This is a genomic window from Variovorax sucrosi (genome assembly GCF_051216635.1).
Lineage (GTDB): Bacteria > Pseudomonadota > Gammaproteobacteria > Burkholderiales > Burkholderiaceae_C > Variovorax.
The window spans coordinates 50,919-70,284 of the sequence record NZ_JBPJZU010000004.1 but is presented as its reverse complement, the minus strand read 5'-3'; the positions used below and the strand labels follow the sequence as shown (position 1 = coordinate 70,284).

The following is a 19,366-nucleotide window of genomic DNA, read 5'->3' as shown; positions in this document are numbered from 1 at the left end:
TGTCAGTCGGCCAGTGCGCGGTTCACCACTTCCTGGGTGTCCTTGCTGAGCTCGGGTTTGGCGGCCACGCGGGCGATGGCCTCGCGTGCAGCGCTGCGGTAGGGTTCTGCCAGTTTGCTCCAGCGGTCGAGCGAGCGAGCCAGCCGGGCGGCGACCTGCGGGTTGATCGCGTCGAGCTCGCAGACCCGCTCCGACCAGAACACATAGCCGGCGGCGTCCGGGCGGTGGAAGGCGCCCGGGTTGGCACTGCAGTAGCTGAAGATCACACTGCGCGCCCGGTTCGGGTTCTTGAGCGAGAAGTCCGGGTGCTTCATCAGCTGCTTGACCAGCGGCAGCACGTTGCCGCCGCGGTCCGGCGAGCCGGCCTGCAGCGAGAACCACTTGTCGATCACCAGCGCCTCGTCGTGGAACAGCGCATGGAAGCGCGCCAGCGCCTGCGCGGCCAGCGCGTGGCCGGACGACACCAGGGCCGCCAGTGCGTTGAAGCGGTCGGTCATGTTGCCGGCGTCCTTGAAGCGCTGCAGCGTCTTGCCCGGCCACACCGAGTCGCCGGATTCGCGCGCCGCCAGGCACAGGTGCGTGAGCGCCATGCCCGACAGTGCGCGGCGCCCGGCCGACCCGGCATCGGGCGTGTAGGCGCCGGTGTCGTGGTGTTCTTCGTACGCCGCTTCCCACTGCGGCTGCAGCGCGGTGGCCAGCTGGGCACGCATCGCTTCGCGCACCGCGTGGATACGCTGCGGGTCGACCACCGGCAGCTGCTCGGCGATGTAGGTTTCCGACGGCAGCGTGAGCACCAGCTCCTTGAAGGCGGGATCGAGCTTCGGGTCGCGCAGCACGGCCGACATGGCGTCGACGTACGCCGTGTCGAGCACCGGCGCGCCGGGTGTGGCGCTCTCGTCGATGGCCTTCAACGCGCTGCGCAGGGCCAGGCGCTGGCCGGCTTCCCAGCGATTGAACGGGTCGGGGTCGTTGGCCAGCAGTGTGAGCAGCTGCGCGTCGCTGTAGTCGAAGTCGAGGATCACCGGCGCGCTGAAGCCGCGCAGGATCGATGGCACCGGCTCGGCATCGACGCCGACGAAAGTAAACTGCTGCGCCGATTCGGTCAGCACCAGCGTGCGCGTGCCGCGCACCACATCGACCTCGCCATCGAGCTGCAGCGGGAGTTCGCGGCCCGTGGGGTCGAGCAGGCCCAGGTTCACCGGAATGACGAAGGGCAGCTTGAGCGCCTGACCCGGCGTCGGGGCGCAGCTCTGCTCGAAGCGCAGCGTGTAGGTGCGCGCGTCGGCGTCGTAGTGCCCGGTCGCTGCCAGGCGCGGCGTGCCGGCCTGGCTGTACCAGCGCTTGAACTGCGGCAGCAGGCGCGACAGGTCGGAGTCGAGGTTGGCATCGGCGATGGCCTGCGCGAAGTCGTCGCAGGTCACGGCCTGGCCGTCGTGGCGCTTGAAGTACAGCGAAATGCCGGCCTCGAAGCCCTTGCGGCCGACCAGCGTCTGCATCATGCGCACGACCTCCGCACCCTTCTCGTAGATGGTGACGGTGTAGAAGTTGCTGATCTCGATGTAGCTGTCGGGCCGTACCGGGTGCGCCATGGGGCCGGCGTCTTCGGGGAACTGGGCGGTGCGCAGCACCCGCACGTCCTCGATGCGCTTGACCGCGCGGGCCGACGCATCGGCGCACAGGTCCATGCTGAACTCCTGGTCGCGAAAGACCGTGAGGCCTTCCTTGAGCGAGAGCTGGAACCAGTCTTGGCAGGTCACGCGGTTGCCCGACCAGTTGTGGAAGTACTCGTGGCCGACCACGCTTTCGATGTTGCCGTAGTCGGCGTCGGTGGCAGTGGCCTGGTTGGCTAGAACGTACTTCGTGTTGAAGATGTTCAGGCCCTTGTTCTCCATCGCGCCCATGTTGAAGTCGCTGGTCGCAACGATCATGAAGCGATCGAGGTCCAGCGGCAGGCCGAAGCGGGTTTCGTCCCACAGCACCGAGTGGATCAGCGAGTTCATCGCGTGCTCGGTCTTGTCGAGGTCGCCGGCGCGCACATAGACCTGCAGCAGATGGTCCTTGCCCGCGCGCGTGGTGATGCGCTGCTCGCGCGCCACCAGCTTGCCCGCGACCAGCGCGAACAGGTAGCTCGGCTTGCGGAAGGGGTCGACCCACTTCGCGAAGTGGCGGCCCTCGGGCAGCTCGCCGCTGTCCATCAGGTTGCCGTTCGACAGCAGCACCGGGTAGGCGGTCTTGTCGGCGCGCAGCGTGACGGTGTAGCTCGCCATCACGTCCGGACGGTCGAGGAAGTAGGTGATGCGGCGGAAGCCCTCGGCCTCGCACTGGGTGAAGAAGGTGTTCTCGCTGACGAACAGGCCCATCAGCTTGGTGTTCTTCACCGGGCAGCAGGTGGTGAAGATCTCCAGCTCGAAGCTGTCGGGCAGGTTGTCGATCACCAACTGGTCGGACTCGATGCGAAACGAGGCGCCCTGGCCGTCGACCAGCACGCGCGCCAGGTTCAGCTCGTCGCCGTCCAGGCGCAGTGGCCCGTTCGGCAGCTCGGGGTTGCGGCGCAGGCGCATGCGGTTGAGCACGCGCGTCTTGGCGGGGTCCAGGTCGAAGGTCAGGTCGACGGTGTCGATCCACCAGGCGGGGGCAACATAGTCTTCGCGGCGGATCGCCAGCGGCTGTCCTTGTCCATCACGCAGTTGCAGCATCGGGTGTCTCCAGAAAATTCGTTGGGGCGAGTTCGTCGTCGTCGCGCGCCATCAGACGCCCTGCTTCAGGGACGCTTCGATGAAGACGTCGAGGTCACCGTCGAGCACTTTCTGCGTGGCCGAGACTTCAACGTTGGTGCGCAGGTCCTTGATACGGCTGTTGTCCAGCACGTAGCTGCGGATCTGGTGGCCCCAGCCCACGTCGGTCTTGCTGTCCTCGAGCTTCTGCTGCTCTTCCTGGCGCTTGCGCATCTCGAAGTCGTACAGGCGCGAGCGCAGGCGCTTCCACGCCACGTCGCGGTTGCTGTGCTGGCTGCGGCCGTCCTGGCACTGCACCACGATGCCGGTCGGGATGTGCGTGAGCCGCACCGCCGAGTCGGTCTTGTTGATGTGCTGGCCACCCGCGCCGGACGCGCGGAAGGTGTCGGTGCGCACGTCGGACGGGTTGATGTCGATCTCGATCGAGTCGTCGATTTCCGGGTACACGAAGATCGAGGCGAAGCTGGTGTGGCGCCCGCCCGAGGAGTCGAACGGCGACTTGCGCACCAGGCGGTGCACGCCGGTCTCGGTGCGCAGCAGGCCGAAGGCGTAGTCGCCCTCGACCTTGATGGTCGCGCCCTTGATGCCGGCGGTGTCGCCCGGGGTTTCGTCCTCGATCTGCGTCTTGAAGCCTTTGCGCTCGGCGTACTTGAGGTACTGGCGCAGCAGCATGCTGGCCCAGTCGCAGGCCTCGGTGCCGCCGGCGCCGGCCTGGATGTCGACGAAGGCGTTGAGCGGGTCGGCCGGGTTGTTGAACATCCGGCGGAACTCGAGCTGCTTGATGTCGGCTTCGAGCAGCGCGGCGTCATCGGCAATGGCCTGCAGGCCGTCCATGTCGCCGTCGGCCTTCGACATTTCGAAGAGCTCGGTGTTGTCCGACAGGCCGCTGGTGAGGCGGTCGAGCGTGACGACCACGTCGTCGAGCGATTTCTTCTCGCGGCCCAGTTCCTGGGCCTTCTTCGGGTCGTTCCAGACGTTGGGGTCTTCGAGCGAGGCGTTGACCGTCCTCAGGCGTTCGGCTTTGGCATCGTAGTCAAAGATACCCCCGTAACTCGAGGGTGCGAGCGCTCAGGTCTGCCAGCAAAGCGCCGATTTGGTTGATCTGTTCTGCGTCCATGGGGAAGTCCTCGGGAAAAATACGATAGCCCGGCGGCGCCGGGAGCAACCCGACATTTTCTCACGGCGCGCATGGGCCCATCGGCGACGCGGCCGGGCGGTGGCTCAGGCGTCGCCCGCCGGGGCGTGCAACGGCAGCGTGACGCGGAACAGCGCGCCTTCGCCCGGGGCGCTCTCCAGCAAAATCTCGCCGCCGTGCGCCCGCACGATTTCGCGCGTGATGTAGAGCCCCAGCCCGAGCCCGGCGGCGTGCTTGCGGCTGTCGTCGGTGCGCTCGAACTGCTCGAAGATGCGGCCGTGGTCCTCCGGCGCGATGCCGATGCCGCGGTCGCGCACCGACAGCGCGGCCCGGTCGCCGTCGCGCACCACCCTCACCGCCACCGGGCTGCCGCGGCCGTAGCGCAGTGCGTTGGTGATCAGGTTGGTCAGGACCTGCTCGATGCGGAATTCGTCCCAGATGCCCTCGATGGGTTGCGGTGCGTCGATCTCCAGCGTCGAGCCGGCGGCATCGGCCTGGATGGCCAGGCTGTCGGCGACCCGTCGCGCCAGGCCCGCCAGGTCGACCGGCTTGGGCCGGATCGACAGAGAGCCGCTGCGCAGGCGCGACACGTCGAGCATGTCGTCGATCAGCCGCACCATGTTCTGGATCTGGCGCTGGTCGCGCTCGATCATGGCCGGCAGATTCTCGGGCGCGAAGGGCGCGAGGTTGCCCTTGCCCAGATGCAGCTTGCGCACCTGCGTCTCGAGGTAGAGCGTGTTGAGCGGCGTGCGCAGTTCGTGCGAGACCATCGACATGAAGTCGTCGCGCATGCGCACCGCCCGCTCGAGGTCGGCCTGTGCCACCTGCAGCTTCTCGACCAGGGTGGCCTGCTCGCGGTGCGCCGCGGCGAGCGCCTCCATCTCGTGCTTGAGCGCCTTGCGGTGGCGGTGCAGGTCGACGAAGACGTTGACCTTGCTGGCCACCACATGGGGGTCGAGCGGCTTCTGCAGGAAGTCGACCGCGCCGCTTTCGTAGCCCTTGAAGGCGTAGTTCATCTCGCGGCCGGCGGCGCTCACGAAGATGATGGGAATGTGGCGCGTGCGCTCGGTGCCGCGCATCATCTCGGCCAGCTCGAAGCCGTTCATGCCGGGCATCTGCACGTCGAGGATGGCGAGGGCGAATTCGTGTTCGAGCATGAGCGCCAGCGCCAGTTCGGCGGAGGTGGCCTGGAACACCGGCCGGGCGGGGCCGCGGATGAGCGCCTGCAGCGCCAGCAGGTTCTCGGGAAGGTCGTCGACGATCAGCAGCTTGCTTTCGACGTCAATCGGCATGGAGCGCATTGAATTCCATCAAGAGGGTACGCAGCGCGTGCAAGGGCAGCACGCGGTCGGGGGTGTGGAGGGCGAGCGCCGCACGGGGCATGGTATCTACCTCGGCTTCCGAGGGCTCCTGCACGGCGGTGAATCCGCCGGCGGCATGAATCCTTCGCAGCCCGGCGGCGCCGTCGGCGTTGGCGCCGGTGAGCAGCAGGCCGGCCACGTCCGGGCCGTAGGCGTCGGCCGCCGAGGCCATGAGCAGGTCGATCGACGGGCGCGACCAGAGCACCGGCGGCTCGCAGCTCAGCGAGAACTCGCGCGAGTGCTCGATCGACAGGTGGTAGCTCGGTGGCGCGAAGTAGAGGGTGCCGGCCGCGACGGGCGCCTTGTCCTCGGCCTCGCGCACCGGGATCGAGAGCCGTTGGGCGAAGACCTCGACCAACCGGCTCTCACGCCGCTCCGGCAGGTGGATCACGGTCACCAGCGGCAGGTGCCAAGGCTGCGGCAGATCGTGCAGCAGCGTGGCGAGCGCGTCGACCCCGCCGGCCGACGTGCCGATCACCGCCGCGTCGATGCGGCGCAGGGCGCGCTCGAGCGTCGTCACGAGGCCTTGCGGTAGATGCGTTCGGCACGCGACAGCGTGTCGAAGCGGGTGGCGAAGGCCGAGAAGTCGATGCTCTCCTTGGCACCGAGGCCGAGAAAGCCGCGGTGGCACAGCGACTCGTGGAACAGGCCCAGGGCCCGGTCCTGCAGCGCGCGGTTGAAGTAGATCAGCACGTTGCGGCACGACACGAACTGGGTTTCGGCGAAGACGCTGTCGGTCGCCAGGCTGTGGTCGGCGAAGACCGCGTTCGCGCACAACGAGGGGTCGAAGCGCGCCGCGTCGTAGGCGGCGGTGTAGTAGTCGGAGAAGGCCCGCTGGCCGCCGGCACGCTGGTAGTTGAGCGTGTAGTTGCGCACCGCCGCCATCGGGAAGATGCCCTGGCGCGCCTTCTCGAGCGACGCCGGATTGATGTCGGTGGCGTAGATCTGGGTGCGGTCGAGCAGGCCTTCCTCGCGCAGCAGGATGGCGAGCGACCAGGCCTCCTCGCCGGTGCTGCAGCCGGCCACCCAGACCTTCACCGACGGATAGGTGTGCAGCACCGGCACCACCTGCTGGCGCAGGGTGAGGAAGTAGTCCGGATCGCGGAACATCTCGCTCACCGGAATCGTCAGGAACTGCAGCAGCTGGGCGAATACCGTCGGGTCGTGCAGCACCCGCTCCTGGAGCGCCGAGACGCTCGGCAGCCGCAACTGCTCCAGTGCATAGAGCACGCGCCGCTTCTGCGAGGCGCCGGTGTAATTGCGGAAGTCGTAGCTGTACTTCAGGTAGATCGCCTCCATCAGCAGGCGCAGCTCGATCTCGATGTCGCTCGGCGGTTCGAGCGGACGCACCGGCTGGAAAGGCGCGGGTTTCACAGCCGCTCCATCTTGGGCATCCAGACGCGCAGCAGCGAGAACAGGCGGTCCAGGTCGACCGGCTTGGCGAGGTAGTCGCTGGCGCCGGCGGCCAGGCACTGTTCCTGGTCGTACTTGGTGGCCTTGGCGGTGACGGTGATGACCGGTAGCTTCTCGAAGCGCGGGTCCTGGCGCAGGCGGCGCGTGGCCTCCAGGCCGTCCATCTCCGGCATCATCACATCCATCAGCACGAGGTCGATGTCGGCCACGCGGTCGAGCTTCTCGAGCGCTTCGCGGCCGTTGCGGCCGATCTCGACGATCGCGCCGCGCTGCTCCAGTGCGCTGGTGAGCGCGAAGATGTTGCGCACGTCGTCGTCCACCAGCAGGATGCGGCGGCCTTCGAAAACCCGGTCGCGCCCGCGCGCGGCCTTGAGCATGTTGCGGCGTTCGGTGGAGAGGTCGGCCTCGACCTTGTGCAGGAACAACGTCACCTCGTCGAGCAGGCGCTCCGGAGAGCGCGCGCCCTTGATGATGATCGAGCGCGAATAGCGCAGCAGCTCGGCCTCTTCGTCGCGCGTCAGGTTGCGGCCGGTGTAGACGATGACGGGCGGGAATGAGCAGATCTCTTCCGTGGCCATCTTCTTGAGTAGCTCGCTGCCCTGCATGTCGGGCAGGCGCAGGTCGGTCACCATGCAGTCGAAGACGCGGGCGCGCAGCAGCTCGAGCGCCTCTTCGCCCGAGCCCACGGCCGTGATGGCGACGTCCTCGTCGCCGATCAGCTTCACCACCGCGTCGCGCTGCACGTCGTCGTCCTCGACCAGCAGCACGGTCTTGACCTTCTGCGTGAGCTTGTCTTCCAGCTTCTGGAACACCTGCTTGAGCTGTTCGCGCGAGGCGGGCTTGAGCGCATAGCCGATCGCGCCCATGTGCATGGCGGTTTCGGTGTGGTCCATGGCCGAGACGATGTGCACGGGGATGTGGCGCGTCTGCGGCTGGTCCTTGAGTTTTTGCAGCACGTTGAGGCCCGGCGCGTCCGGCAAGCGCATGTCCAGCAGGATCGCGTCGGGCAGCAGCTGCGTAGCCAGGTCGAAGCCGTCGCCGGCACCGTGGGCCACGATGCACTGGTAGCCCAGCTCATGGGCCAGGTCGTACAGGATGTGGGCGAATTGCGGCTCGTCCTCGATCACCAGCACGCGCCGCGACGCGTTGCGCGGCTGCGCGCGGTCGTCGGCGAACTGCGGGATCACCGGCGCCGGGATGGTCGGCGAGGCGGTCGGCATCGCCGCCACGGGCGCCGTGTAGAGGCGGGCGGGCGTGGCAGGCACCGCGGGCGCATCCATGCGCGCTTGCAGCGGCGCCTGCGCCGGCATCGTCAGCGTGAAGGTGCTGCCCTGGCCGGGCGTACTGTCGACCGTGAGCGTGCCGCCCAGCAGCTTGGTGAGGTCGCGCGAGATCGACAGCCCCAGGCCGGTGCCGCCGTAGCGCCGGCTGGTGGTGCCGTCCGCCTGGCGGAAGGCCTCGAAGATGACGTCCTGCTGGTCGGGCGCGATGCCGATGCCCGAGTCGCGCACCGCGAAGCGGGCGCCGCCGTCGGGACCGGCCGAGATGGTGAGGCTGACCTCGCCGCGGTCGGTGAACTTGAGCGCGTTCGACAGCAGGTTCTTCAGCACCTGCTCGAGGCGCTGCCGGTCGGTCACCAGCAGCGCCGGGGCGTCGGGCGCTACCGCCACCTGGAAGCCGAGCTGCTTCTGGCCCGCCAGCGGCGTGAAGGTCATCGCCAGGCTGTCGGCCAGGCGGGCGAGCGGCACCTCCTCGGCCACCAGCTCGAGCTTGCCGGCTTCGACCTTGGCGATGTCGAGGATGTCGTTGATCAGCACCAGCAGGTCGTTGCCCGACGAATAGATCGACTCGGCGAATTTCACCTGCTCAGCCGATAGGTTGCCCTGCGGGTTGTCGCCCAGCAGCTTGGCCAGGATCAGCGCACTGTTGAGCGGCGTGCGCAGCTCGTGCGACATGTTCGCGAGGAACTCCGACTTGTAGCGGCTGGCGCGCTGCAGCTCCTGCGCGCGGTCTTCCAGGTCGGCCTGCACGCGGCGCAGCGCCGCGTTGCGCAGGTCGAGCGCTTCGGTGCGCTCCGACAGCTGGCTGTTGGTCTGCTCCAACTCGGCCTGCTGGTTCTCCAGCGTGGCCTGCGAGGCGCGCAGCGTGCGGGACTGCTCTTCGAGCTCCTCGTTGGCCGTCCGCAGTTCTTCCTGCTGCACCTGCAGCTCTTCGTTGAGCTGCTGCGTTTCGGCCAACGCGTCCTGCAGCTGTTCGCGGTAGCGCACCGCGGCCACCGAGCTGCCGATGGTGCCGGCCAGCAACTCGAACAGCTCCCGCGCCTGGGTATCGGGGGAACGCAGCAGGCCCAGTTCGATGACACCGTTGACACGGCCGTCGTTCAGCACCGGCAGCAGCACGATCGCCCGCGGCGCCATGTCGCCGATGCCAGAGTTCACCCGCAGGTAGTCGGTGCCGACAGGCTCCACCACCATCGGCTTGCGGCCATTCGCCGCCTGCGCCACCAGCCCCTCGTTCGGACCGATCACCAGGTTGGCGCCCTCGGCCTCGGGCGAGAAGCCGTAGCTGGCGACGCGGCGGAGCTCGCCGCCGCGTTCACGCACATACAGCCCGCCCACGCTGCTGCCGATATGCCGCGCGAAGAAGCCCAGAACCTTGCGGCCCATCTCGAGCGCACTGAGCTCGCCGACCAGGTCGTCGGCCAGCTCCGTCTGCGCGCCGCGCAGCCAGGCCTGCCGCTGTAAGGCCTCCGCATGCGTTGCCTGCCGCTGCAGCACCGTGTCGTAGCCTTCCGAGAGCCGCACCAGCTGGCGCCGACCGAAGAAGGCCAGCAGACCGGAGAGCGTGAGCGTGAAGAAGAGGAACAGCGCCACGATCGCGATGGCCGTGTTGTTGGCTTCGTTGTTGCGCTGGAAGCGCAGCGTCTGTTCGACGTTGATGAAGTTCGCGTAGCCGGTGCGCATGTCGTCCGACAGGCGTCGGCCGCGGCCGGCCCGGATCGCCTGCTCGACGTCGCCGCCGGCACGGCGCAACGCGATCATCTCTGCGGCGAACCCGTTCCACGCGGTTTGCAGCGTGGCGATGCGGTCGAGCCGGTCAACCTGTGCCGGGTTGTCGGACACGCGCTCGCGCAGCACGGCCATGCCGGCGGCCAGCCGCGGTTGCGCGCTCTCGTAGGGCTGCAGGAACACGTCTTCGCCGGTGATCAGGAAGCCGCGCATGCCGGTTTCCAGGTCGACGCTCAGCCGTTGGAGTTCGCTCGCCTCCCGGGTCACCCGGTCGGTGTGCTCGACCCATGAGATCACCGACAGCAGATAGAAGATGAGGCCGACGAAGACCACTGCGCCGAGCACGCCCCCGATCAGTGGCAGCTTCACGTTCCGGCTCAGCAGGCGCTGGAACTCTCGGGGGGCGATGGCGTTGACGGCGGTGTGGGGCATGGGCTGCGCGCGAGATGAGCAAAACCCGCCGAGTCTGCCCGCGATTGGTGTCTGCGTGTGTCGGAGAACGTCCCGAGCGCCCGCCGCTGCGTCAGCGCAAGAAGGCGTCGATCAGCGCGGCCACCCGTTCGGGCTGGTCGTGGTGCAGCATGTGGCCGCAGTCGGGGACCTGGGCGCTTCGCACGTCGCGCACCGACGCCAGCCGCCGGTGGTAGTCGGCGCGCGTGTAGCCCCCGGCCCAGCGGGCCAGGCTGTCGTCGCTTGCCTCGATCGAGAGCACCGGGGCGGTGATGGCGGCGTAGAGGGCCAGGGCCTCGTCCACGCGGTAGATGTTGGCGTTGACCACCTTGTGCGCGGCGTCGCCCAGAATGGCCCAGCGGGTGCCGCCGTCGGGGTGCGGCTGTTCGGCCGCCCAGTGCCGCGCCAGCCAGTCGGCCTTGTCTTGCGGCAGGCGTGGGTTGGTCTTCATCAGGCGGCGTGCCACGCCGTCCGGGTCCGAGTAGCCGTGCATCGCCATCTCGCCGCGGTGCAGCTTCCTGAGCTGGTCAATCCACTGCCCATAGCGCGCGGGCGCCTCCTCGGGCTGTCGCGCGGGCATGCCGAAGCCTTCGAGGTTGACCAGACGGCGGATGCGCTGCGGACGCACGCCCGCGTACTGCATCGCGATGTTGCCGCCCATGCTGTGGCCGACCAGGTCGACCGGCGCCTCGCCCGCCACATGGTCGAGCAGCCAGTCGAGGTCGGCCAGGTAATCGGGCAGCCAGTAGTTGTCGACCGCACCGCCGTCGGTCAGGCCGAAGCCGCGCCAGTCGGGTGCGACGACGAAGCGCTCCTCGGCCAGCGCGTCGACCACGAACTGCCAGGAGGCCGAGACGTCCATCCAGCCATGCAGCAGCACCAGCGGCGGCCGCGTCGGGGAGGGCGTACCCCAGCTGCGCAGGTGGTAGCGCAGGGTGCGCACCGGCACATGGGCGCTGGAGGAGGGGCGTTGCGGGACATACATTCGATCGATCATACGAAGGCACAGGGCGTTGCCGGTCGCGCAACGGACATGCCGGCCGCGCCCTGCAGCGGCGCGTGCGGCGCGGTACAGTTTGGCGCTTCCTTCTTCTCCGGTCCTCGCGATCTTCACCATGCAACGCATCCGACTCGGGCAGAGTGATCTGCACGTCACCCCGATCTGCCTCGGCACCATGACCTTCGGCGAGCAGGTCGATTCGCCCACCGCCCACGCCATCCTCGACCGCTCGCTGGAGCGCGGCGTGGACTTCCTCGACACGGCAGAGATGTACGCCGTGCCGGCGCGCCGCGAAACCTTCGGCGCCACCGAAACCATCCTCGGCGACTGGTTCGCCAAGCGCCCCGGCGCGCGCCAGAAGGTCACGCTGGCCACCAAGGTCGCCGGCCCGTCGCGCGGCATGGACTGGGTGCGCGAAGGCAAGGGCATGACGGCCGCGGACATCGTGGCGTCCTGCGATGCCAGCCTGAAGCGGCTGCAGACCGACGTGATCGACCTCTACCAGATCCACTGGCCCGAGCGCCATGTGCCGGCCTTCGGCAACCTGTACTACGAACCGACGAAGGAAACGTCGGAGACCTCGATCCACGCGCAGCTCGAAGCGCTCGGTGGGCTGGTGAAGGCGGGCAAGGTGCGCCACATCGGCCTGTCGAACGAGACGCCCTACGGCGTGCACGAGTTCGTCCGCCTGGCCGAGCAGCACGGGCTGCCGCGCATTGCCAGCGTGCAGAACGTCTACTGCCTGGTGAGCCGCGGCCTCGAGAACGGGCTGGACGAAACCATGCACCGCCTGGGCGTCTCGCTGCTGGCCTATTCGCCGCTGGCCTTCGGCCTGCTGACCGGCAAGTACGACCAGAGTGGCATCGACGGCCCCGACGCGCCGAAGGGCGCCCGCATCGCCAGCTACGAGTCGGTGCGCAAGCAGCGCTGGGGCCGCGCCGATGCGCTCAGGGCAGCGCGCCGCTACAACCAGCTCGCGCGCGACCACGGCATGACGCCGGCGCGCCTGGCGCTGGCCTTCTGCTACACCAAGTGGCAGGTGGCGAGCACCATCATCGGCGTGACCTCGGTGGCGCAGCTCGACGAGGACATCGACGCCTGGGGCACCCAGCTCTCGCCCGAGGTACTTGCAGAGATCGACAAGATCCGCTGGGACATCCGCGACCCCGCGAACTGAGCGAGCGCGGCGGTGCTCCGCGCGCAACCGGTGCAGTGCGCGCTGGCAGAATAGCCAGCCCGACGACGGCGCACCGCCGCAAGCACGGCGCAGCCCCCACGGAGACCCCCTTGAGCTTTCACCTTCCCTCGTTCATCGCGATCGTCCTGTCGTACCTGCTCGGCTCGCTGTCCTTCGCGGTGATCGTGAGCCGTTCGCTCGGCATGGCCGACCCACGCAGCTACGGCAGCGGCAACCCCGGCGCTACCAACGTGCTGCGTTCGGGCAACAAGGGCGCGGCCCTGGCCACGCTGCTGCTCGACGCGCTCAAGGGCTGGCTGCCGGTGTTCGTCATCCGCCTGATCGGGCCCGACCTCGGCATGGGGATGGGCACCGCAGCGCTGGCGGGCCTCGCGGCCTTCATCGGCCACCTGTACCCGGTCTTCTTCGGCTTCAAGGGCGGCAAGGGCGTGGCCACGGCGGCGGGCGTGCTGGTCGGCATCGACTGGATGCTTGGGCTCGCCACCGGCATGAGCTGGGCCATCATCGCCTTCTTCTTCCGCTACTCGTCGCTGGCGTCGCTGGTCGCCGCCTTCTTCGCGCCGTCGTTCTACCTGATCGGCGGTGGCATCGCCTGGCCGCTGAACCGGACGGTGCTCATCACCCTCATCGCCGTCAGCCTGCTGCTGATCTGGCGGCATCGCGAAAACATCCGCCGTCTGGTGGCCGGCACCGAGTCCAAGCTCGGCGCCAACAAGAAAAAGGAATGACCATGGCAGAGATTCAACGCTTCCACGTCGGCGCGCGCCTGAGCGAGACGGCCGTGCACAACGGCACCGTCTACCTCGCGGGCCAGGTGCCCGACGACACCACGGCGGACATCCGCGGCCAGACCGCGCAGGTGCTCGCGATGATCGACAAGCTGCTGGCCGAGGCCGGCAGCGACAAGACCTGCATCCTCATGACGCAGATCTTCCTCACCGACATCGCCGAGATCGGCGCGATGAACGAGGTGTGGGACGCCTGGGTGCCGGCCGGCCACACGCCGCCGCGCGCCACCGTGCAGGCGGCGCTGGCCAACAAGGGCTACAAGATCGAAGTGGTGGTGACGGCCGCGCAACGCTGACCGCTGACCGCTGACCCCTGACCCCTGACGCAGACTAGAAGCGGCGTTCGAGCACCATCTGCTCGGCGTCGCGCCGCATCGAGAAGCGTCCGATGAAGCTGTTGCCCAGCAGCACGAAGGGCATCGGCTGCTGCGAGACGATGGCGTCGATGTCGCGCACCTCGACATCGCCTACCCGAACCGAATCCAGCCGCAGCCGGTAGCCTTGCGCCACGCCGTTGGCGGTGTTCATGCGCACCGGCGTGCCCTTCTGGTAGTCGAGGCCGAGGCGTGTGGCATCGGCCACCGACATCGCCACGGTGGTGGCACCGGTGTCGAGCATGAAGCTGACCCCGCTGCGCCCGTTGATGGCGCCGCTCGCCATGAAGTGGCCGCGGCTGTCGGCATTGAGCACGATGCGCGAACCGCCCGCGCCGCTGCCGCCACCTTCGCCGACACTCACCGGCGAATCCATCCGCAGCGTGATGCGCTGGCCGGCGGATTCGACGACGGCCTGGCCGTCCTGCAGCGACAGCAGGCGCACGTTCTGCACCTTCTCGCCGATGGCCACCGTCTTAGGCGCACCGCCGTTGACCACCAGAATCGCGCGGTTGCCGATGGTGCCGGTGAGCATCACCGAACCGGCATGCACGCCGGCAGCGGCGAGGCCCAGCCACAGAGCGAGCAGCGGGGCCTTCATGGGCGGCTCAGTCGCGGAAATTGTTGAAGCTGAGCGGCATGTCCGGCAGGTCTTTCTTGATGAGCGCCATGGCCGCCTGCAGGTCGTCGCGCTTGGCGCCGGTGACGCGCACCGCGTCGCCCTGGATGGCGGCCTGCACCTTCATCTTGCTGTCCTTGAGCAGGCGGGTGATCTTCTTGGCGTCCTCGGTCTCGATACCGCTCTTGACCTTGATCACCTGCTTGACCTTGTCGCCGCCGATTTTCTGCACGTCGCCCTTGTCGAGAAAACGCACGTCGACGCTGCGCTTGGTCAGCTTGGCGCGCAGGATGTCTTCAACCTGCACGAGCTGGAATTCGGCGTCGCCGATCATGGTGATTTCCTTGTCCTTCAGTTCGACGGCGGCGGCCGTCCCCTTGAAGTCGAAGCGGGTCGCGATTTCCTTGGCCGTGTTTTCCACGGCGTTCTTGACCTCGGGAAGGTTCGGTTCGCAGACGGTATCGAAAGACGGCATGCAGGCTCCTCGGATGCGCAAGGTGAATGCGACAATTCTCCCATGATCGTGGAGTCCAACGTCGCGCTGCAGCCCTTCAACAGCTTCGGCATCGTCGCGCGCGCGCAGCACCTGGCGCGCATCGCGAGCGAGGCCGACCTGGCCGCGCTGCGGGCCGACGCGCAGTGGCGCGACGCGCCCAAGTTCGTGCTCGGCGGCGGCAGCAACATCGTGCTCACCGGCGACGTGAAGCCGCTGGTGCTCAAGGTCGAGATCCGGGGCCTGCGCCTGGTCGAGGACGGCGCCCGCGCCTGGATCGTAGAAGCCGGTGCCGGCGAGAACTGGCACGACACCGTGCAGTGGACGGTGGATAAAGGATTCCCCGGCCTGGAGAACTTGGCGATGATCCCCGGCACGGTCGGTGGCGCACCGGTGCAGAACATCGGCGCCTACGGCATCGAGCTGCAGGACCGCTTCGAGTCGCTCGATGCGGTCGACCTGGTCACCGGCCGCAGCTTCACGCTCGACGCCGCCCAATGTGCCTTCGGCTACCGCGACTCGGTGTTCAAGCACGTGGCGACCGGCGGCAACGACTTCGGCCTGGCCGGCCGGGCGCTGATCACCCGGGTGCGTTTCCGCCTGCCCAAGCCGTGGAAGGCCGTGGTCGGCTACCTCGACCTCGAACGCAAGATGGAAGAGGCCGGCAACTTCACGCCGGATGCGAAGGACGTCTTCGACTGGGTCTGCGCCATCCGCCGCGCCAAGCTGCCCGACTGGCGCGTGCTGGGCAATGCCGGCAGCTTCTTCAAGAACCCGACGGTCACGCCCGAGCAGTGCGCCGACATCATCGCGCGCGACCCGAAGATCGTGCACTACCCGATGGCCGACGGCAGCATCAAGCTGGCGGCCGGCTGGCTGATCGACGCCTGTGGCTGGAAGGGCAAGTCCGTCGGCAATGCCGGCGTGTACGAGAAGCAGGCGCTCGTCCTCGTCAACCGCGGCGGCCGCGAAGACCCGGTGACCGGCGGCGAGGTCATGACGCTGGCCAAGGCGATCCAGACCAGCGTGTACGAGCGCTTCGGCATCCGGCTGGAGCCGGAGCCGGTGGTGGTGTGACGGCGCTGTCGTCGCTCAATTTCCGCCGTCGCATCGATGCGCTGGCCTGGGGGCGACGGTTGCTGTGGGTGCTCTGCGCCGCGGCCGTGCTCTATGGGCGCAGTGCCTGGGTGTTCTTCGCGGCCCTCGTGGTCGGTGTCGTGCTCAGCGGTGCGCTCAAGGCTTGGCAGGAGAGCGCACGGCGGCAGTTCGTCCGCGAGGCGCGCCTGCCGCCTTTCCTGCTCGACAAGCTGCGCGACCTCTACCCGCAGCTGCAGCTGCGCGACACCGAACTGGTCGTGCGCGGCCTGCGGCAGTTCTTCATGGCGCACTTGCGCAGCAACCGGGCGTTCGTCGGCATGCCGTCGAAGCTGGTCGACGCTGCATGGCACGAATTCATCCTGCACACCCAGGCCTACCAGCAGTGGTGCCGGTATGCCTTCGGTGCGATGCTGCACCACACGCCGGCCGAGGTGCTCGGGCGCAGCGCGAAGCGCAACGACGGCCTGCGCCGCACCTGGTACTGGGCCTGCAAGGAGGAGAGCATCGACCCCCGCCAGCCCAGCCGCCTGCCGCTGCTGTTCGCGCTCGACGCCAAGTTCGCCATCGCAGGTGGCTTCAGCTACGTGCCCGACTGCGGCGACATCGACCGGGCTGCGAGTTCGGGTGCGCATTGCGGCACCAGTTTCGGCGACACCGGCTCGGCTTCCGGCTCGGGCGATGCAGGCGGTTTCGGTGGCAGCGAATCGAGCAGCGGTGACGGCAGTTCAAGCGACAGCAGCAGTGGAAGCGATGGCGGATCGGGCTGCGGTGGCGGGGGCTGCGGCGGCGGAGGCGGCGACTGAGCGCACACCATGAAGAAAGCCACCTCGCGGTGGCTTTGCTTCGACGGCCTCCGGCGATCGCTTACTCGTCGTTGTCGTTGGTCAGGCGCGGCACCGACGCGCCGTCACCGACTTGCAGCAAGCCGGTCTTGGTGTAGATCGCCAGCTTGTCGCGCGTGTCGATGATGTCCAGGTTACGCATCGTCAGCTGCCCGATACGGTCCAGCGGCGTGAAGGCGCCTTCGACCTTTTCCATGCTCAGGCGCTCGGGCTTGTAGGTCAGGTTGGCCGACTCGGTGTTGAGCAGCGAATAGTCGTTGCCCCGGCGCAGTTCGATCGTCACTTCGCCGGTGATGGCGCGCGCCACCCAGCGCTGCGCCGTTTCGCGCAGCATGATGGCCTGTGGGTCGAACCAGCGGCCCTGGTAGAGCAGCCGGCCGAGCTTGCGGCCGTTGTCGCGGTACTGCTCGATCGTGTCTTCGTTGTGGATGCCGGTGACCAGGCGCTCGTAGGCGATGAACAGCAGCGCCAGGCCGGGGGCCTCGTAGATGCCGCGGCTCTTGGCTTCGATGATGCGGTTCTCGATCTGGTCGCTCATGCCCAGGCCGTGGCGGCCGCCGATGCGGTTGGCTTCCAGGATCAGCTCGACCAGATCGGGGTATTCCTTGCCATTGAGTGCGACCGGGCGGCCTTCCTCGAAGCGCACGGTGACCTCTTCGCGCTTCACCTCGACTTCGTCCTTCCAGAAGGCGACACCCATGATCGGGTTGACGATCTTGATGCCGCTGTGGAGGTGCTCCAGGTCTTTGGCTTCGTGCGTGGCGCCGAGCATGTTGGAGTCGGTCGAGTAGGCCTTCTCGGCCGACATCTTGTAGCCGAAGCCGGCGGCGGTCATGAAGGCCGACATTTCCGCGCGGCCGCCCAGTTCGTCGATGAAGAGCTGGTCGAGCCAGGGCTTGTAGATCTTCAGCGCCGGGTTGGTGAGCAGACCGTAGCGGTAGAAGCGCTCGATGTCGTTGCCCTTGTAGGTGCTGCCGTCGCCCCAGATGTGGACGTCGTCTTCCTTCATGGCGCTCACCAGCATCGTGCCGGTCACGGCACGGCCCAGTGGCGTGGTGTTGAAGTAGGTCACGCCGGCGGTGGTCACGTGGAAGGCGCCGGCCTGCAGGGCGGCGAGGCCCTCGGACGCGAGTTGGCTGCGGCAGTCGATCAGGCGCGCCTTTTCGGCGCCGTACTGCATCGCCTTGCGCGGAATCTCTTCGTAGTCCGGCTCGTCGGGCTGGCCGAGGTTGGCGGTGTAGGCGTAGGGGATCGCGCCCTTCTGCTTCATCCAGTGAAGCGCGGCGCTGGTGTCGAGGCCGCCGGAGAAGGCGATGCCGACCTTCTGGCCGGCGGGAACGTGTTGGAGGATGGTCGACATGGCGTGGGCGTCCGGTTCAGCCGAAATGGCAGATGTAGCTGTAGGGTTCGCCGCTGACGCGGATCTGGAAGCTCGAATTGCCCGGCACGCTGAACGTCTCGCCAGCACCCGACGCCAGCCATTCGCTGCTGCCCGAGAGCAGGTATTCGCAACGACCCGACGTGCCTTCCATGATTTCGGGCGCACCGGTGTTGAAGGTGAGGGTGGACGGCAGGATCACGCCGACCGACTTCTTGGTGCCGTCGGCGAGCGTGAGGCCGTGGCTCACGCACTTGCCATCGAAGTACACGTTGGCCTTGGTGCCGACCGCGGCGCAGGGGAGGGATTCGTTGATCGTCATGTGAAGGGCAGGGCGCGGGCGCGCTCGGGCTGGAGAGAAAGGTGAAGCGATCCGCGCTCAGCGATTCGCTCCACCGGGCGGAAAGCCCGCGATTTTAGGGCTTGCCAAGGCCCCTGCCCATGCCGGCGTTCAGCGCCAGCGGCCGCCGCGCCCGCCCCAGCCGCGCGAATAACCGAGGTTCAGCGACAGGCCGACGGGCGGATAGGCGTAAGCGGGGGCGTAGCCATAGCCGTAGCCGTAGGCCGGTGCCACATAGACCGGCGCCGGTGCCATGTAGACCGGCGCCGCGTAGGCTGGTGCGGCGTAGGCTGGTGCGGCGTAGTAGGCCGGTGCGGCCGGGCGTGCCGAGGACACCACCACGCCCTGCTCGGGCACCACGCCTTCCCACGGGGCACGCCCCCCATTGGCCACGGGTTCGCCCGACAACTGCGCCTGCGGCGCGACCGGCGCGGTGGTCACGCCGTAGGCACCGACGTCGACCGCAATCGTGCGGCCGGGCTGGCTGTCGGTGTAGGTGCTGTATTGCCGGCCTTCGTATTCGTAGGTCACGTTGTAGCCCACGCGGCCGTTCGGCTCGGTCACCTGGGCGGTCGAAACCACTCGGGCCTGAACCTGTTGCTGCGCCATGGCGCTGCCGCTGGCCAGGGCGCCCAGCAGAGTGAGGCCGAGAGCGGCGGTGTACATCTTCTTGTGCATGTCGAACTCCTTGAATGGGAGAAGCGTGTGCTCCGCTTCAACCCGGTTGGATGCAATTCGGCGCGCCGGGTTCAACCGGGAGTGCTCAGGCCCGGGTGGCCCACTCGGCGGCGTCGAACCCCGTTGTAACGTCCGGGCGGCCGTTCCAGTGGACGACCGGGCGTTTGATCAGGCTGGGGTGGGCCAGCAGCACGGCCCGGGCGGAGCCGGCGTCGACCACCGCCGCCCGGGTCGCGTCGTCCAGCTTGCGCCAGGTGGTGCCGCGCCGGTTGACCAGCGCCTCCCACCCCGGCGCCTTCAGCCAGCGGTCCAGTTCGGCCTCCGGCACGCCTTCCTTCTTGAAATCGTGGAAGCGGTAGGCCACGCCGTGTTCGTCGAGCCAGGCGCGGGCGCGCTTGACGGTGTCGCAGTTCGGGATTCCGTAAAGGGTTGTTGTCATCCCGGAATCATGCCGCC

General features: G+C 68.0%; 18 protein-coding genes. 5 read left to right on the top strand and 13 right to left on the bottom strand.

Annotation, left to right across the window (positions count from 1 at the left end; translation table 11 throughout):
• Nucleotides 1–2: 2 nt before the first annotated feature.
• The 7 genes from pepN to ACSFBE_RS09110 form a co-directional block, all read right to left on the bottom strand.
• Nucleotides 3–2,696 carry an aminopeptidase N gene (gene pepN, locus ACSFBE_RS09140; protein WP_435490069.1) on the bottom strand — a complete coding sequence of 898 codons (2,694 nt, stop codon included), beginning with the start codon at nucleotides 2,694–2,696 and terminating at the stop codon, nucleotides 3–5.
• Between the two features lie 51 nt (nucleotides 2,697–2,747).
• Nucleotides 2,748–3,852, bottom strand: a protein-coding gene (prfB, locus tag ACSFBE_RS09135) for a peptide chain release factor 2 (RefSeq protein ID WP_435490068.1) whose coding sequence is annotated in 2 segments (ribosomal slippage) — nucleotides 2,748–3,770 and nucleotides 3,772–3,852 — 1,104 coding nt in all. Because the reading frame shifts where the segments join, the coding sequence is not laid out codon by codon here.
• A 104-nt stretch (nucleotides 3,853–3,956) separates the two neighbouring features.
• Nucleotides 3,957–5,162, bottom strand: coding sequence for a hybrid sensor histidine kinase/response regulator (locus ACSFBE_RS09130; protein ID WP_435490067.1), 1,206 nt, complete (start codon nucleotides 5,160–5,162; stop codon nucleotides 3,957–3,959).
• The gene (locus ACSFBE_RS09125) at nucleotides 5,152–5,751 is read right to left on the bottom strand and encodes a chemotaxis protein CheB (protein ID WP_435490066.1); all 600 of its coding nucleotides are present in this window, start codon (nucleotides 5,749–5,751) and stop codon (nucleotides 5,152–5,154) included. The genes ACSFBE_RS09130 and ACSFBE_RS09125 overlap by 11 nt, the downstream gene beginning before the upstream one ends.
• Nucleotides 5,748–6,605, bottom strand: coding sequence for a CheR family methyltransferase (locus ACSFBE_RS09120; protein ID WP_435490065.1), 858 nt, complete (start codon nucleotides 6,603–6,605; stop codon nucleotides 5,748–5,750). Before ACSFBE_RS09120 ends, ACSFBE_RS09125 begins: the two co-directional genes overlap by 4 nt.
• Complete coding sequence (locus ACSFBE_RS09115) at nucleotides 6,602–10,084, bottom strand: response regulator (protein ID WP_435490064.1); 3,483 nt, start codon at nucleotides 10,082–10,084, stop codon at nucleotides 6,602–6,604. Before ACSFBE_RS09115 ends, ACSFBE_RS09120 begins: the two co-directional genes overlap by 4 nt.
• Before the next feature lie 91 nt (nucleotides 10,085–10,175).
• Nucleotides 10,176–11,087: an alpha/beta fold hydrolase gene (locus tag ACSFBE_RS09110; protein ID WP_435490063.1), complete on the bottom strand. Its 912-nt coding sequence runs from the start codon at nucleotides 11,085–11,087 to the stop codon at nucleotides 10,176–10,178.
• Between the two features lie 130 nt (nucleotides 11,088–11,217).
• Here ACSFBE_RS09110 and ACSFBE_RS09105 point away from each other — a divergent pair, with 130 nt between their 5' ends.
• From ACSFBE_RS09105 to ACSFBE_RS09095, 3 genes are all read left to right on the top strand, one after another.
• Complete coding sequence (locus ACSFBE_RS09105; RefSeq protein ID WP_435490062.1) at nucleotides 11,218–12,279, top strand: aldo/keto reductase; 1,062 nt, start codon at nucleotides 11,218–11,220, stop codon at nucleotides 12,277–12,279.
• A 110-nt stretch (nucleotides 12,280–12,389) separates the two neighbouring features.
• Nucleotides 12,390–13,028 (top strand): glycerol-3-phosphate 1-O-acyltransferase PlsY, encoded by a 639-nt coding sequence (gene plsY, locus ACSFBE_RS09100; RefSeq protein WP_435490061.1) that lies wholly within the window; start codon nucleotides 12,390–12,392, stop codon nucleotides 13,026–13,028.
• Between the two features lie 2 nt (nucleotides 13,029–13,030).
• Nucleotides 13,031–13,384 (top strand): RidA family protein, encoded by a 354-nt coding sequence (locus ACSFBE_RS09095; RefSeq protein ID WP_353505982.1) that lies wholly within the window; start codon nucleotides 13,031–13,033, stop codon nucleotides 13,382–13,384.
• A 34-nt stretch (nucleotides 13,385–13,418) separates the two neighbouring features.
• Here ACSFBE_RS09095 and ACSFBE_RS09090 read toward each other — a convergent pair whose 3' ends face one another.
• Together ACSFBE_RS09090 and ACSFBE_RS09085 are read right to left on the bottom strand one after the other, a co-directional pair.
• A complete protein-coding gene (locus ACSFBE_RS09090; protein WP_435490060.1) occupies nucleotides 13,419–14,063 on the bottom strand; it encodes a retropepsin-like aspartic protease family protein in 645 nt (214 codons plus the stop codon).
• Between the two features lie 7 nt (nucleotides 14,064–14,070).
• Nucleotides 14,071–14,556 (bottom strand): YajQ family cyclic di-GMP-binding protein, encoded by a 486-nt coding sequence (locus ACSFBE_RS09085; protein WP_435454022.1) that lies wholly within the window; start codon nucleotides 14,554–14,556, stop codon nucleotides 14,071–14,073.
• 42 nt (nucleotides 14,557–14,598) lie between these two features.
• Here ACSFBE_RS09085 and murB point away from each other — a divergent pair, with 42 nt between their 5' ends.
• Together murB and ACSFBE_RS09075 are read left to right on the top strand one after the other, a co-directional pair.
• The gene (murB, locus tag ACSFBE_RS09080; RefSeq protein WP_435490059.1) at nucleotides 14,599–15,651 is read left to right on the top strand and encodes a UDP-N-acetylmuramate dehydrogenase; all 1,053 of its coding nucleotides are present in this window, start codon (nucleotides 14,599–14,601) and stop codon (nucleotides 15,649–15,651) included.
• 5 nt (nucleotides 15,652–15,656) lie between these two features.
• A complete protein-coding gene (locus ACSFBE_RS09075; protein WP_435490378.1) occupies nucleotides 15,657–16,475 on the top strand; it encodes a glycine-rich domain-containing protein in 819 nt (272 codons plus the stop codon).
• A gap of 61 nt (nucleotides 16,476–16,536) precedes the next feature.
• On the opposite strand, the gene argG is transcribed toward ACSFBE_RS09075, so the two are convergent.
• From argG to ACSFBE_RS09055, 4 genes are all read right to left on the bottom strand, one after another.
• Nucleotides 16,537–17,874 (bottom strand): argininosuccinate synthase, encoded by a 1,338-nt coding sequence (gene argG / locus ACSFBE_RS09070; protein WP_435490058.1) that lies wholly within the window; start codon nucleotides 17,872–17,874, stop codon nucleotides 16,537–16,539.
• 16 nt (nucleotides 17,875–17,890) lie between these two features.
• Nucleotides 17,891–18,214: a pyrimidine/purine nucleoside phosphorylase gene (gene ppnP, locus ACSFBE_RS09065; protein ID WP_435490057.1), complete on the bottom strand. Its 324-nt coding sequence runs from the start codon at nucleotides 18,212–18,214 to the stop codon at nucleotides 17,891–17,893.
• Nucleotides 18,215–18,343: 129 nt separating this feature from the next.
• Nucleotides 18,344–18,910: a hypothetical protein gene (locus tag ACSFBE_RS09060; RefSeq protein WP_435490056.1), complete on the bottom strand. Its 567-nt coding sequence runs from the start codon at nucleotides 18,908–18,910 to the stop codon at nucleotides 18,344–18,346.
• An 85-nt stretch (nucleotides 18,911–18,995) separates the two neighbouring features.
• Nucleotides 18,996–19,349 (bottom strand): ArsC family reductase, encoded by a 354-nt coding sequence (locus ACSFBE_RS09055; RefSeq protein ID WP_435490055.1) that lies wholly within the window; start codon nucleotides 19,347–19,349, stop codon nucleotides 18,996–18,998.
• Between the last annotated feature and the right edge of the window lie 17 nt (nucleotides 19,350–19,366).

Excerpts from the sequence above, each read along its gene's own strand:
- ACSFBE_RS09105 (WP_435490062.1), top strand. The coding sequence starts at position 11,218 with ATGCAACGCATCCGACTCGGGCAGAGTGATCTGCACGTCACCCCGATC.
- murB (WP_435490059.1), top strand. The coding sequence starts at position 14,599 with ATGATCGTGGAGTCCAACGTCGCGCTGCAGCCCTTCAACAGCTTCGGC.
- ppnP (WP_435490057.1), bottom strand. The coding sequence starts at position 18,214 with ATGACGATCAACGAATCCCTCCCCTGCGCCGCGGTCGGCACCAAGGCC.
- ACSFBE_RS09055 (WP_435490055.1), bottom strand. The coding sequence starts at position 19,349 with ATGACAACAACCCTTTACGGAATCCCGAACTGCGACACCGTCAAGCGC.
- pepN (WP_435490069.1), bottom strand. The coding sequence starts at position 2,696 with ATGCTGCAACTGCGTGATGGACAAGGACAGCCGCTGGCGATCCGCCGC.
- argG (WP_435490058.1), bottom strand. The coding sequence starts at position 17,874 with ATGTCGACCATCCTCCAACACGTTCCCGCCGGCCAGAAGGTCGGCATC.
- ACSFBE_RS09095 (WP_353505982.1), top strand. The coding sequence starts at position 13,031 with ATGGCAGAGATTCAACGCTTCCACGTCGGCGCGCGCCTGAGCGAGACG.
- ACSFBE_RS09090 (WP_435490060.1), bottom strand. The coding sequence starts at position 14,063 with ATGAAGGCCCCGCTGCTCGCTCTGTGGCTGGGCCTCGCCGCTGCCGGC.
- ACSFBE_RS09085 (WP_435454022.1), bottom strand. The coding sequence starts at position 14,556 with ATGCCGTCTTTCGATACCGTCTGCGAACCGAACCTTCCCGAGGTCAAG.
- ACSFBE_RS09110 (WP_435490063.1), bottom strand. The coding sequence starts at position 11,087 with ATGTATGTCCCGCAACGCCCCTCCTCCAGCGCCCATGTGCCGGTGCGC.
- ACSFBE_RS09130 (WP_435490067.1), bottom strand. The coding sequence starts at position 5,162 with ATGCCGATTGACGTCGAAAGCAAGCTGCTGATCGTCGACGACCTTCCC.
- ACSFBE_RS09060 (WP_435490056.1), bottom strand. The coding sequence starts at position 18,910 with ATGCACAAGAAGATGTACACCGCCGCTCTCGGCCTCACTCTGCTGGGC.
- ACSFBE_RS09115 (WP_435490064.1), bottom strand. The coding sequence starts at position 10,084 with ATGCCCCACACCGCCGTCAACGCCATCGCCCCCCGAGAGTTCCAGCGC.